Source organism: Flavobacterium sp. MFBS3-15 (genome assembly GCF_026107645.2).
GTDB lineage: Bacteria > Bacteroidota > Bacteroidia > Flavobacteriales > Flavobacteriaceae > Flavobacterium.
This window is the reverse complement of record NZ_JAPCHV010000011.1, coordinates 11,669-24,035: the sequence shown is the minus strand read 5'-3', so window position 1 is coordinate 24,035 and position 12,367 is coordinate 11,669. Positions and strand designations below refer to the sequence as shown.

Annotated in this window: 15 protein-coding genes; 10 read left to right on the top strand and 5 right to left on the bottom strand. The window is 45.0% G+C overall.

Going from position 1 to position 12,367, the window contains the following annotated elements; genetic code table 11:
- Window positions 1-23: 23 nt before the first annotated feature.
- Together OGH69_RS10925 and xrtF are read right to left on the bottom strand one after the other, a co-directional pair.
- Complete coding sequence (locus tag OGH69_RS10925; RefSeq protein WP_265174507.1) at window positions 24-452, bottom strand: HYC_CC_PP family protein; 429 nt, start codon at window positions 450-452, stop codon at window positions 24-26.
- 50 nt (window positions 453-502) lie between these two features.
- A complete protein-coding gene (gene xrtF / locus OGH69_RS10920) occupies window positions 503-1,456 on the bottom strand; it encodes an exosortase family protein XrtF (protein ID WP_265174506.1) in 954 nt (317 codons plus the stop codon).
- Window positions 1,457-1,537: 81 nt separating this feature from the next.
- Between xrtF and OGH69_RS10915 the strand changes: the two genes are divergently transcribed.
- From OGH69_RS10915 to OGH69_RS10890, 6 genes are all read left to right on the top strand, one after another.
- Window positions 1,538-1,993, top strand: a complete 456-nt coding sequence (locus tag OGH69_RS10915) for a GAF domain-containing protein (RefSeq protein ID WP_265174505.1) — start codon at window positions 1,538-1,540, stop codon at window positions 1,991-1,993.
- Between the two features lie 191 nt (window positions 1,994-2,184).
- On the top strand, window positions 2,185-2,454 hold the full coding sequence (gene rpsO / locus OGH69_RS10910) for a 30S ribosomal protein S15 (protein ID WP_108779671.1): 270 nt from the start codon (window positions 2,185-2,187) through the stop codon (window positions 2,452-2,454).
- 144 nt (window positions 2,455-2,598) lie between these two features.
- The gene (locus tag OGH69_RS10905; protein WP_265174504.1) at window positions 2,599-4,926 is read left to right on the top strand and encodes a polyribonucleotide nucleotidyltransferase; all 2,328 of its coding nucleotides are present in this window, start codon (window positions 2,599-2,601) and stop codon (window positions 4,924-4,926) included.
- 113 nt (window positions 4,927-5,039) lie between these two features.
- The gene (locus OGH69_RS10900) at window positions 5,040-5,921 is read left to right on the top strand and encodes a hypothetical protein (RefSeq protein WP_265174503.1); all 882 of its coding nucleotides are present in this window, start codon (window positions 5,040-5,042) and stop codon (window positions 5,919-5,921) included.
- 103 nt (window positions 5,922-6,024) lie between these two features.
- Window positions 6,025-6,261: a hypothetical protein gene (locus OGH69_RS10895; protein ID WP_265174502.1), complete on the top strand. Its 237-nt coding sequence runs from the start codon at window positions 6,025-6,027 to the stop codon at window positions 6,259-6,261.
- Entirely contained in the window at window positions 6,251-6,544 is a 294-nt protein-coding gene (locus tag OGH69_RS10890) for a type II toxin-antitoxin system RelE/ParE family toxin (protein ID WP_265174501.1), read from the top strand. The genes OGH69_RS10895 and OGH69_RS10890 overlap by 11 nt, the downstream gene beginning before the upstream one ends.
- Window positions 6,545-6,595: 51 nt before the next feature.
- Here OGH69_RS10890 and OGH69_RS10885 read toward each other — a convergent pair whose 3' ends face one another.
- The 3 genes from OGH69_RS10885 to OGH69_RS10875 all read right to left on the bottom strand — a co-directional run bounded on the left by OGH69_RS10885 (window position 6,596) and on the right by OGH69_RS10875 (window position 8,721).
- Complete coding sequence (locus OGH69_RS10885; RefSeq protein ID WP_265174500.1) at window positions 6,596-7,198, bottom strand: CDP-alcohol phosphatidyltransferase family protein; 603 nt, start codon at window positions 7,196-7,198, stop codon at window positions 6,596-6,598.
- 133 nt (window positions 7,199-7,331) lie between these two features.
- Window positions 7,332-8,096, bottom strand: coding sequence for an LA_2272 family surface repeat-containing protein (locus OGH69_RS10880; RefSeq protein ID WP_265174499.1), 765 nt, complete (start codon window positions 8,094-8,096; stop codon window positions 7,332-7,334).
- A gap of 13 nt (window positions 8,097-8,109) precedes the next feature.
- A complete protein-coding gene (locus tag OGH69_RS10875; RefSeq protein ID WP_265174498.1) occupies window positions 8,110-8,721 on the bottom strand; it encodes a hypothetical protein in 612 nt (203 codons plus the stop codon).
- Between the two features lie 85 nt (window positions 8,722-8,806).
- Here OGH69_RS10875 and OGH69_RS10870 point away from each other — a divergent pair, with 85 nt between their 5' ends.
- The 4 genes from OGH69_RS10870 (at window position 8,807) to OGH69_RS10855 (ending at window position 12,285) form a co-directional block, all read left to right on the top strand.
- The gene (locus tag OGH69_RS10870) at window positions 8,807-9,784 is read left to right on the top strand and encodes a hypothetical protein (RefSeq protein ID WP_265174497.1); all 978 of its coding nucleotides are present in this window, start codon (window positions 8,807-8,809) and stop codon (window positions 9,782-9,784) included.
- A gap of 163 nt (window positions 9,785-9,947) precedes the next feature.
- A complete protein-coding gene (locus OGH69_RS10865) occupies window positions 9,948-10,499 on the top strand; it encodes an RNA polymerase sigma factor (RefSeq protein ID WP_265174496.1) in 552 nt (183 codons plus the stop codon).
- A complete protein-coding gene (locus OGH69_RS10860; RefSeq protein ID WP_265174495.1) occupies window positions 10,489-11,232 on the top strand; it encodes a hypothetical protein in 744 nt (247 codons plus the stop codon). Before OGH69_RS10865 ends, OGH69_RS10860 begins: the two co-directional genes overlap by 11 nt.
- Before the next feature lie 189 nt (window positions 11,233-11,421).
- Window positions 11,422-12,285, top strand: a complete 864-nt coding sequence (locus OGH69_RS10855) for a sigma-70 family RNA polymerase sigma factor (protein ID WP_020212501.1) — start codon at window positions 11,422-11,424, stop codon at window positions 12,283-12,285.
- Window positions 12,286-12,367 lie beyond the last annotated feature (82 nt).

Below are 12,367 nucleotides of genomic sequence, written 5' to 3'. Positions count from 1 at the left end.
GGAGGTTGTAAAAACATTGAACTTTAGGCGTAGAAAATATATTGGCAATAAAGCCTGTAGAGCGGTGGCGCATTGGATTCGCAGTAAAAAGACGGGGTGTCTTTTATAACAGGAAGCGTAGCTGCGCTGTAAAGGGTTTGCGGGTTCCACTCCTCTGCCAGGCAGAAAGCCCCCAAATCGAGCTGGAGTGATTTTGTAATTACATTGTCAGACTTGGTATCCTTAAGCTTAACCAGGTCGTCTTTGCAGCATTTTTTATGGGAGTCTTTTTCTACGCCACAGGCATGAGCTTTCTTCTCACTCTTGTGGCCGTTGCACGATTCGGCTTTCTTATAAGCAAAAGCAACGGAAGATATTCTGCCATGGCAATAATGTACATTGAGCGCCAGCCCCATACTGGATACCAATATGAGCATTGTGAGAAGCGCGCTTATGTACTTTTTTATTTGCATACGAGGCAAAATTATGCATTTATGTTGATAACGTGAAATTTGGAAGAAAATTATTTCATCCGCTTCTGGTAAAAAAACGCAGGAAGCAACAACAGCAGCAGCAACGGCTGTATCAGGAAACGCCGTACATAGAAAATCAGCAGCAGGTTGGGTTTTTCGGCATTTAGGCCGATAAATAAAACCGTGCACAGCACTGCAAAGAGCACACCATATAATATTGCGGCAAGCCGAATAATCGCCTTGTCCTTAAATGCAAGCCAGATAACGCCCAGCGATAATAATGTATTCAGCCCATACCGGAAAGCCAATCCAAGGAAAAGCTTCAGGCTATCATAGTCCGGAAGTTCTTTACCCTCCCGCTTAAAGAACGGCAGCAGGGGATCGTAAAACAATGTTTCTTCGTAAAAGCGTACAAGAACCAGCAGTACAAACAACCCGAATGCCCCTAAAAGGGCATTTACGTTTTTAACCTTGATTACAGACAACTTCATTACCCAGGCAACCCAAAGCACAACCACCACCCCGTAAATGAACAACGGGAAGATAATATCGTGCAGTAACGGTCCCTTTTCCTTATAATAGTAAAGCCCGACACCCAACAACCCTACCCTGATTATATTAAGGATATGCAATAGCGCTATACCCATTAGTATGTAAAGCGAGGTTCGCCTGAATGTGGTAGAGAAGGCGATAATAAATGCGGCGAATAAAGCTATTACGCTTACCGCGTTGCAACCCTCAACGATACGCGCAACCCGTTTATCATTCACATAAAACATCCAGGCAGCCTGCCCGGGATGCTTTTTGATATGCGACTCCTCCCCTATCAGGTTAACAAATGCCGATGCCTGCTCCGCAACAAGTGTAGTCATCCCGTCGGGCTCAAACGCTTCGGCATCATACCGGCTGAGATATGCCCAATACAGTACCGAAAGCAGCAGGTAGCTGCCTGCAAACTTTATGAGAAACAGAAAAAGAGGCCTGTTGTTCCGGAGGACGCCCATTGGCAGTTTAGTTTTTAACAAAAATATGGAAAACCGAACAACTTTAATGGATACTTTTGCCTTACTAAAGATTTTAACGCCATGACATTTGAAGAACTGAAACCAAAGGTGACCGATATATTGCACCACACTGATACCCTTCGTGATGAAAAGCTATTACAGCTGTGCCATCTTTTAAAAGAACACATCGACCATTATGACTGGGTGGGCTTTTACTTCCGTAACGGTGAAAAGGAAGAGCTTATCCTGGGGCCGTATGCAGGGGAACCGACCGACCATACTGTCATCCCATTCGGAAAAGGCATCTGCGGACAGGTAGCGGTATCGAATCAAAATTTTGTAGTACCGGACGTGAGTGCACAGGATAATTACATTGCATGCAGCATTTCGGTTAAGTCGGAAATCGTGGTGCCGCTTTTCGTGAATGGCGAAACCATCGGCCAGATTGATATCGACTCAGGCGTGCTGGATCCGTTTACAGACCTGGACGAAAGGTTCCTGGAGTTTGTGAACCAAGAAGTAGCGAAGCTATTTTGATTTGTTTAAAGTTTTTTTGAAAGTTCAGCCCGGCAATACAACGGCAACTTATTGAGCATGAGTGGCAACCTGAAACCTGAAACCTGAAACTTTTATAACAATTCAACCCTTGCACGTGTAAATATTTTGATTACCTTTGCACCCAATCGGGAAAGACCCGAATACATAATAATCATTTTAGTAATATTAGCATGTACTTAACTAAAGAAGTAAAAGCAGAAATTTTCGCCAAGCACGGCGGAGCAGAAGCTAACACAGGTTCAGCCGAGGGACAAATCGCGCTGTTCACATTCAGGATTAACCACCTAACAGGCCACCTTAAGAAAAACCGCCACGACTACAACACAGAGCGTTCGCTTGTGAAGCTGGTAGGTAAAAGGAGGAGCCTGCTTGACTACCTGAAAAAGAAAGATATCAACAGGTATCGCGAGATTATCAAAGAACTAAACATCAGGAAATAATCGAAATGAGAAGAGGTGCCCGCGCGCCTCTTTTTGTTTTTTACATATTGCGCAGAAAAAGTTTTGGTTTTTCATTGGGTTCCATACAACTACAACAACAACACAACAACTAAACCCATTGTTTAATCAAAAGAATTAAATTTTATGATCCCTAACGTAATTAAAGAGATCATCGATCTGGGAGATGGACGAAGCATCTCGATCGAGACAGGCAAACTTGCCAAACAAGCCGATGGTTCGGTAGTAGTACAAATGGGCAATGCGATGCTGCTTGCTACTGTGGTTTCTGCCCGCACAGCAAGCCCCGGCATCGACTTTTTGCCTTTGACACTGGACTACCGTGAAAAATTTGCAGCCGCAGGACGTTTTCCCGGCGGCTTCTTTAAGCGCGAGGCAAGGCCAAGCGACGGTGAGATCCTTACCATGCGCCTTGTAGACCGCGTATTGCGTCCGCTTTTCCCTAAAGATTATCATGCCGAAACGCAGGTAATGATCCAGCTTATGTCGCACGATGACGACGTTATGCCCGATGCGCTTGCCGGACTGGCTGCTTCTGCGGCCCTGGCACTTTCCGATATTCCTTTTGCAACACTTATCTCTGAAGTTCGTGTAGCGAGGATCAACGGAGAGTTCATCATTAACCCGAGCAAAGCCCAGCTTGAAGAGTCTGACATCGACATGATGATCGGCGCTTCTATGGACTCTATCGCGATGGTGGAAGGCGAAATGAAGGAGATATCTGAACTGGAAATGATCGAGGCCATTAAATTTGCCCACGAAGCCATTAAAGTACAGATTGCCGCACAGGAAAGGCTTCAGGCAGCTGCAGGCAAAAAAGAAGTAAGGACTTATGAAGAAGAGCGCAACGACGATGCTATCCTTGCCAAAGTAAAAGAACTTGCTTACGATAAGTACTTTGCAATTGCCAGCGAAGGCTCTGCAAAGCACGAGCGTTCTGAGAAATTTGCTGCTGTAAAGGAAGAAGTAAAGGCATTGTTTACTGAAGATGAGCTGCTTGAAAACGGCGACCTTATCAGCAAATACCTTTCTAAAGTCAACAAAGAAGCTGTACGTAACGTTATCCTTGATAAAGGCACACGCCTTGACGGAAGGAAAACCAACGAAATACGCCCGATATGGTGTGAGGTGGATTACCTTCCTTCAACACACGGTTCTTCCCTTTTCACAAGGGGTGAAACACAGGCGCTTGCTACAGTAACGCTTGGTACATCACGTGAGGCGAACATTATTGACCGCCCTACAGAACAAGGCGAGGAGCGTTTTTACCTGCACTACAACTTCCCCCCGTTCTCTACGGGTGAAGCAAAACCGCTTCGCGGAACATCGAGGCGTGAAGTAGGGCACGGTAACCTTGCACAGCGTGCACTTAAAAACATGATTCCTGCTGAGACGCCATATACCGTACGTGTAGTATCTGAAGTACTGGAATCGAACGGTTCCTCTTCAATGGCTACCGTATGTGCCGGTACACTGGCGCTAATGGATGCAGGTATCAAAATGACAAGGCCGGTATCGGGTATTGCCATGGGACTTATCTCTGACGATGCTACAGGCCGTTGGGCTGTGCTTTCAGACATCCTTGGTGACGAAGACCACCTTGGCGACATGGACTTTAAAGTAACCGGTACATCAGAAGGTATCACTGCATGCCAGATGGACATCAAGATCGAAGGACTTAAATATGAAATCATGGAGCAGGCCCTTAACCAGGCCCGTGAAGGCCGCCTTCACATCCTTGGCAAGCTGACAGAAGTGCTTGACACACCAAGGGAAGATGTGAAACGCCACGCTCCTAAGATCATTAAAGTTACCATTCCGGGTGCGTTTATCGGCGCGCTTATCGGTCCGGGCGGAAAAGTTATCCAGGAACTACAGAAGGCCTCAGGCACAACCATCGTTATCAACGAGGTGGACGAGCAGGGCGAAGTGGAAATCCTTGGTACAAGCCCGGAAGGAATCCAGATGGTACTGAACAAAATCGACTCAATCATATTCAAGCCGCAGGTTGGCGAAACCTACAGCGTAAAAGTGATCAAGCTGCTTGATTTCGGCGCGGTAGTGGAATATATGGATGCTCCTGGCAACGAAGTATTGCTTCACGTAAGCGAACTTGACTGGGCGCGCACCGAGAACGTAACCGACGTGGTGAACATGGGCGACGTGTTTGATGTGAAGTACATCGGCATCGACCCTAAGACACGCAAGGAGAAAGTATCAAGGAAAGCGCTTTTGCCAAGGCCTCCAAGGGATGAGAATGCTCCACAGCGTGAAAACCGCGGGCCTCGCGAAGGCAGCGACCGTGGCGGACGCGATAACCGTGGCGGCGGACGCGATAATCGTGGAAGGGACGACAGGAACTCCCGCGACCGTGGCCCAAGGGAAGAAAGAAGGAACGATGGCCCACGCGAGCCACGTAACGAAGATAATGGCGGAGAGCCACAAGAATCTTAATTACTTTTTAAGGTTAATTCAGGAAGAACCCTGCCGTTTTAGAATGGCAGGGTTTTTTTGGTTTCATACGCAACCTTTCAGTTATTAATCCATCTACTACAAAAACCACTACCATGAAAAAAACGCTATTACTTGCCGCCCTAGCTATTGCCGGAGTATTTACAGGCTGTTCCGATGACAATGCAACAACAAATAATGCCCAGGACACTTCCCTAGAATTAGTAAAAACAATTAAATATATTCCTACCAAAGAAGCCTATGACAACAATGTTGAAGGCAGCAAAAAAAATGTACAATACTTTGAAGGACATAAAGTGGTAGCCGATACTACGTTTGACATATCCGGAAATATAGCTATGCGCATAGCTCATACATACGCAACTAACACACATATCTCGGAAATATGGGTAAACGAAAGTCTTTGGAGTAAGACTACCGAAATTTTTGATGCTGAAAGCCGCATCATTGAGAGTCAAAATATATTTTATGCATCAGGAACGTTAAACGCGGGCTCAAGTATAAAGAAATATGTTTATAACACTGGCAGTATTACGCAGACCCCGTACGACCCTGACACTAACCAACCCATGACTCAATACACGCAGACTATCCCCGTTAACTCCCTTGGGCACATCCAATATGATGGAATGATCTATCAAAATGACAAACTGGAGCAATGGGATTTTGTCGCTACCGAGGAATCATCGACAGTGAATTTTGAATATTACGGCATTACCATGCCAGCCAATCAGTTAAAAACTATCAATGAGCTCAACAACCTTTTTTTTATTTCGGATGACTCCCGTATTAATATTACCGAAAACAACAATTATTATTTAAAACGATATGTCGTGACAACTACTCCAACACCTTCCACAAGTTATATAACCTTTGAAAACAGCTTCAATGATTCAGGTTATATAACATATTCAAAAGCCGAAGGGACAATATTTGAAAATATGCGTGACAGCGAAACTTTTTATTATTACGAGTAAGAAAAGAATAAGAATTCAGGAAGAACCCTGTCGCTGTAAAGTGGCAGGTTTTTTTGGTTTAAATCTCAATACAAATTTTGTACATTTGATAAAAATATTTGCCATGAAAATTCAATATATATCAGATAGCCATGGGAATACGACTGCGGTTGTAATACCAATTGATGAATGGAACCAAATCAAATCAAAACATAAGGATTTGGAAGAAACAGAAGATGATTACGAACTTCCTGATGCCGCCAAAGCAATCCTTGACGAACGCATCGCTTCCGAAAATAAGGCCGACTTCATATCTGTAGAGGATGCCCACGCCCAATTGAGGAAAAAATATGGGCTATAAAGTACGATTGTCTCCAAAGGCTTATGCCGATATTGCAGACGCTTTTGACTACTATAAAGAAAGCATCCAAACTTTACTGAATTTGGACAATGAACTCAATGAAGCCTATAGGACTATCAGTCTTACCCCCAATTTCAGGATACGCTACAAAAACATTACCGGCTACCCTCTAAAGCGTTTTCCTTTTTTGTTGCTGTACGAAGTTGACGATTTTGAAGAAACAATTTATATTTATTCAGTTTTCAATACTTATTTGAATCCAAAAAAATATCCGGGAAGATAATTCAGAAAGAACCCTGCCGCCGTAAAGTGGCAGGGTTTTTTGGTTATATATTTACCCATTAAACAAGTTATTCCGTTTAATATCCTTCCCCTTCCTTATCTGCCACGCGTGCCAGGCACTGGGTACATCGTGCGCCCACTTGGGTAAAAATAGGATAATAAGGTAAACATCGATGTGCGAAATGATGCCAAAAATCACTGCCAAAGCCAATGGTATCCCGCCATGCCCAAACCCAATGATGGAGATGAATGCAATGAACAGGGTAATGCCCCATAGCTTGGATAACAGTGCATGCGTGCAGGTTTCCTTCCCGAATTTGGCAATGCTCAGCACATAGGTAAGCCCTTCCATGGCGAAGATGGTAATGATGGCATACTTATTTTCGATAATGATCTCCGGGTTCAGGAGCCAGCTGCACCATCCGGCACAGACCCAGAACACAAGGTCGGTCTGGCTGTCCATGCGGCGCAGCTTTTCGGTGGAGACACCCGACTTGCGGGCTATGATGCCATCGAATATATCAGACAATATGCCTAACAGCAGCAATATCATAAGCACAATCCTTGCTGATGTGCCGTAAAAGTACGTTATGCCTATCATTAACGGTCCAAGCACGAAGCGGAAGGCGATGAGTAAAAGTGGTATGTTTTTCATGGTATTATTTTTTTAAAGTTTTATTGGGTATGAGTGTTACGTTCCGTCACCCTCTCCTTCGGAGAGGGCCGGGGTGAGGACTATGCAGTATGAGTGAAGCTATTTCCCTTTTTAGAGAGGTTAGGGTATTTTTTTACTCCTTAAAATTCCAGTTAAAAAAAGGCAGTATCCTTTTGCTGTTCTTATTGATGAGGCCGATCTGGATGCCTTTGAGCTTTTTGGCATTATTGAAAAGGCCAATCTGTACCCCTTTAAAATAGTCGGCTTTGCCATAAGTACCGTTGAGCACGCCTATCTGCACGCCTTTAAATTTATCATAGTCGTTATTGAAAGCCACTTGCAGGCCGCTCCCATCGTGCACCGATGTTACCATAGGAGACAGCATTACCCCATTGCTGTATACGGAACTGACACCGCCTATGGCAACCATCAGGCCGTTGTTCCTGTAGGAGCTGTTGTAAAACCCGGCTACCGAAAGCCCGTTGGTCCGCCGCAACGATTGTACGAATGCCGAAAGCGTTACCCCATTAACATCGGCAAAGGCATTGGTTCCGCACGACAGGTTGAGCCCGTTGATGACTTCATTGGGAATTTTCTTTTCAAATTCCGGGATTTCCGATTCATCTCTTGGATAACGCACCCTGTCGATAGGGAAAATAAACGTAAAGAATAGCACCGCCTGCGATATGGGCTCAATGCGGATGCCGTTTGACCGAACACTCACATAGTCGGAGTCCATGTAGGTATCCGACCCCACGCCGAAGGAAATGCCATAGATGTCGCTGTCGCCCGTGGTAAACAGGCCAACAGGGAACCGTGTTTTGCGGTGCTGCACTTCCTGTGCCTTCACCGGGGAATAAATAAGGAATAGCATAAGCATAAACAAAAGTGGTTTCATGGTTACTATAGATTTATTGTCGGTATACGATTCCGAAACTCAGGCTGTGGGAGCCGAAATCTTTTTGTACATAGTTGCTGAACATCCCGTAAGGGGTGTAATTGTAATTGAGGTACAGGCCCAGGTGAGGATATCCAAACCGGATACCCTGACCGATATGGAATGTGCTTAAAGCCTTAATATACCAGTCATTGGTGCTGTCCTCAAAATCTCGGGGGTTGGTTTTATGCATATAACGGCTACGCTTGTCATCATACACAAAAAAGGCATACCCGAAAGTGGACAGCCATTGTATTTCAATCCTGTTGCCTACGGCGTAATCCTTTGCTAAACGGATGCCTAACATTCCGGAAACACCTTTCGCTTTTACCCGATAAATGCTATCGGGTGCGGTATAATCAAATTCCTGCCTGTCCGTAGGAATATAAATGCTCGCGCCAATATCGAACATGCCCCTGCAATTGGTGACCCCGCTGCGGTTCCATATACCGAATTCCGGCGACGGCCCTATTTTGCCGGCCATGCTGCCAAACGGAAACCTGATACCGGCTTCGAAAATGAGTTGGTCGCAGCTTTGCCCGTATGCCATAACACTGCTAAATAACATTATTAATATCTTCTTCATGATAGCTTGCTTTAAATCTGAATCAAAACTATTGTGATGGCCGCAATTCAAATTGTGGTAATGAATTAATAAAAAACCTACATTTGTGAAAATCGCAAAAATGGACAACCAGGATATTTTGCTAAAAGCCATACGCAGAAAAGTGGACAAATCGGCCTCTGTCATCGATGAGATTGCTGCCGTGCTGAACATCAGCTATGATGCCGCCCACCGCAGGGTATCACAGAAGAGCAAGTTCTCAATAGAAGAAGCAGTGCTGTTGTGCCGGCATTATTCACTTTCGATGGATGGACTCTTTGCTGGCGAGAAAAAGGTGATTGTAGAGAAAACCAGCGAAATACGCTCGATGGAGGATATGGCTGCGTACTTCAGGCAGTCAGCAGAGAACATCAGCAGCTTTTTAGATTATCCGGAAGCAAAGATGTACTATTCGGCAAAGGACATCCCATTATTCTACACCATTGGCGGCACATTGTTGTCTAAATTCAAGCTGTATGTGTGGCTAAACCTGCTGGCAGGAACGCAAAACCAGGATAGCTTTGAGAATTTTACTATCGACCAATCACTTTTGGAACATAGTACAAAGTTGAAGCAGGTATATGACAGCGTAGAGGTACACGAGATATGGAATGACACCACCATCAACAGCAGCCTGCAACAGATTTATTACCTCTACCAGTCAGGGCTGCTCACTTTGGCGAATGCCCAACTGTTATGCGCCGACCTGAAAGCCATATTGCAAACCGCCGAAGACAGGTGCTGCAACGGCACATCGCGCTTTCATCTGTACTATAATGAGCTGCTCATCCTGAATAACAACGTGCTCCTCTCCGCATCGGAAAAACAGTCGCTGTTCGTACCCTATACCATGCTTGGGTATTTCATTACCAACGATGTCAATACCTGTGGTAATGCACTTGATTTTTTTAAGCACCAACTAAAGAATTCCAAGGCGCTGAACGAATCGGGTACGCGCGACCGGAAACTGTTCTTTAATAAAGCTCACCAAAAGATTGACCTTTATGTGCAACGGATGGAAGGCGAAGCCGGTATGATCTTTTAAAAATTTGCATCCTGCACGCAACCTTTTTGTTTTTCCGATACTATTGTATGCAGATATAGAGGAGAAAATTATTTTTGCTGCGCAAGCAACCTTTTGGCTAACATAAAGACTATCTAAAAAAGGACCGGCAATCCATAACTGCCCAACCGTAAAACCAACCTATTTGAACCAGGAACAACTCATAAAGGGCTGCATTAAGCACAATGCCGGCGCACAGGAAGAACTGTACCGCCGCTACAAGGACGTGCTTTTTACAGTGAGCCTGAAATATTGCAGGAATGAAGCAGAAGCAGAAGATAACCTGCATAATACGTTTATTGAAATTTTTACCACGATAAGCCGGTACAGGGGATTCGGGTCGTTTGAGGGCTGGATGAAGCGCATAGCCATAAATAAGGCCATTGACAGCTATAAGAAGGCCATACAGCTCTTACCGGTAAGGGAAGATTACAGTGCAGACACCGATGTAAGTGATACCGAAATGGACCTGCCGATGGATTACCTGCTTTCGCTAGTGCAACAACTGCCCGACAAATACAGGCTGGTATTCTCGCTCTATGAGCTGGATGATCATTCGCACAGTGAGATTGCAGCGATGCTCGACATCAGCGAAGGCACCTCCAAAAGCAACCTGCACCGTGCAAAGTCGATATTAAAAGAAAAAATAACCGGCAGGCAGCCAAACCCTAATTTTAATGTGAGTAATGGAAAATAAGAAAGACATAGGGAAAGCATTTCGCGACAAGCTGGACCGCCTCGATAGGACGGCGCCCCACAGCGGATGGAATGCAATTTCGGGAGAGCTGCAACAGATGAAAATGCAGTGCCGGTTTCCGTGGCGCAGGATAATTGGGCTGTCACTACTGGTACTACTGGTGGGATTGGTTGCAACCTATCCGCTATGGGAGGATAATCTTCCTCACATATATATGAGGATGCCGAAAGAACATGATACAAAAAAAGCAGCACCTGAAGAAGACAACACAGAGCTTATTGACAACAATGCTAAACCTGTAGTTACAGAACAGCCGGAAAGCAAACCACCTAAAAACGATGCAACCCGGAGTGTGAACAACATATCGTCTGAACCAACCCCTAATTTGCAGGACGTTTCCGGAAAAATGCAGAAAATCTCAACTCCTACCACTAACGAACCTTCTTCCGTCAAACCTCCGGCTACACGTTTAAACGCCGGCAAAAACAACAATTTACCGACCTCTGAAGCTAAAGCGTCCATTACCCCGGCAATACCTGTGGAAAAATCCATCATACAGAGTGACGATGCTATGGGCAAAGTTAAAATGCTTGACCTCAGCAAAGTGAGCTACGGTTCGGACAGCCTGAACATACGTAAAGATAAAAAACTGGACAGGAAAAGGATAGCCGACAGTCTGAACAAGCTGTACGGAAGGACAAAACCTGACAGGAAAAAGAAAAATACCGAATAATTGCCGTGCATATAATGCCGGCTGCTGATGTTTTCGTCCATATACCATTTTTTTAGTTGTGCAAGCCCCGGTCCCTGATCCCCCAAAGGCCGGGGCTTTTGTTAAATTTTATCCAAAATAAAAATCTTTGTAACTTTTTGCGTTTTCCTTACGTATAACTAATACATACTTAAACTCAGGAATCTTTACATGAGACAATTAAAAATCACAAAGCAGGTAACCAACAGGGAAACTGCATCGTTAGACAAGTACCTTCAGGAGATTGGAAAAGTGGATTTGATCACAGCGGATGAGGAGGTAGAATTAGCACAACGTATAAAAGCCGGAGACCAGAGAGCACTTGAGAAATTAACTAAAGCAAACCTTCGTTTCGTGGTATCGGTTGCAAAACAATACCAAAACCAGGGACTTACGCTTCCCGACCTTATCAACGAAGGAAACTTAGGACTTATAAAAGCCGCACAGCGTTTCGACGAGACACGCGGTTTTAAATTCATATCGTATGCCGTATGGTGGATTCGCCAGTCGATCCTTCAGGCGCTGGCCGAACAATCACGTATCGTTCGCCTGCCACTGAACAAGATTGGTTCCATCAACAAGATCAACAAAATGTACGCCCTGCTTGAGCAAAGCAATGAGCGTGCCCCTTCGGCAGAAGAAATAGCCAAGGAGCTTGACATGACGGTAAACGATGTTAAGGAAAGCATGAAGAATTCGGGCCGCCACCTTTCAATGGATGCGCCACTTGTAGAAGGTGAGGATTCCAACCTGTACGACGTACTTCGTTCGGGCGAGTCTCCAAACCCGGACAGGGAACTTATCCACGAATCGTTGCGTACAGAGATTGAGCGTGCACTGGAGACACTTACGCCACGCGAGGCTGATGTGGTAAGATTGTATTTCGGCCTGGGAGACCAGCACCCGATGACGCTGGAGGAAATAGGCGAAACTTTCGACCTTACCCGTGAGCGTGTACGCCAAATTAAGGAAAAGGCTATCAGGAGGTTAAAGCACACTTCCCGCAGCAAGATTCTTAAAACGTATCTGGGATAACTACCGGCAAGCAAAAAATACCGCCCAAAATTTTATATTTTAAATATAATTTGTATTTTGGCGGTATAATTACGCAATACAC

What these genes read in the sequence shown, in the direction of transcription:
- xrtF (WP_265174506.1), bottom strand. Translation starts at nt 1,456, where the DNA reads ATGGGCGTCCTCCGGAACAACAGGCCTCTTTTTCTGTTTCTCATAAAG.
- OGH69_RS10905 (WP_265174504.1), top strand. Translation starts at nt 2,599, where the DNA reads ATGATCCCTAACGTAATTAAAGAGATCATCGATCTGGGAGATGGACGA.
- OGH69_RS10925 (WP_265174507.1), bottom strand. Translation starts at nt 452, where the DNA reads ATGCAAATAAAAAAGTACATAAGCGCGCTTCTCACAATGCTCATATTG.
- OGH69_RS10860 (WP_265174495.1), top strand. Translation starts at nt 10,489, where the DNA reads ATGGAAAATAAGAAAGACATAGGGAAAGCATTTCGCGACAAGCTGGAC.
- OGH69_RS10880 (WP_265174499.1), bottom strand. Translation starts at nt 8,096, where the DNA reads ATGAAACCACTTTTGTTTATGCTTATGCTATTCCTTATTTATTCCCCG.
- OGH69_RS10875 (WP_265174498.1), bottom strand. Translation starts at nt 8,721, where the DNA reads ATGAAGAAGATATTAATAATGTTATTTAGCAGTGTTATGGCATACGGG.
- OGH69_RS10915 (WP_265174505.1), top strand. Translation starts at nt 1,538, where the DNA reads ATGACATTTGAAGAACTGAAACCAAAGGTGACCGATATATTGCACCAC.
- OGH69_RS10900 (WP_265174503.1), top strand. Translation starts at nt 5,040, where the DNA reads ATGAAAAAAACGCTATTACTTGCCGCCCTAGCTATTGCCGGAGTATTT.
- OGH69_RS10855 (WP_020212501.1), top strand. Translation starts at nt 11,422, where the DNA reads ATGAGACAATTAAAAATCACAAAGCAGGTAACCAACAGGGAAACTGCA.
- OGH69_RS10895 (WP_265174502.1), top strand. Translation starts at nt 6,025, where the DNA reads ATGAAAATTCAATATATATCAGATAGCCATGGGAATACGACTGCGGTT.
- OGH69_RS10885 (WP_265174500.1), bottom strand. Translation starts at nt 7,198, where the DNA reads ATGAAAAACATACCACTTTTACTCATCGCCTTCCGCTTCGTGCTTGGA.
- rpsO (WP_108779671.1), top strand. Translation starts at nt 2,185, where the DNA reads ATGTACTTAACTAAAGAAGTAAAAGCAGAAATTTTCGCCAAGCACGGC.
- OGH69_RS10890 (WP_265174501.1), top strand. Translation starts at nt 6,251, where the DNA reads ATGGGCTATAAAGTACGATTGTCTCCAAAGGCTTATGCCGATATTGCA.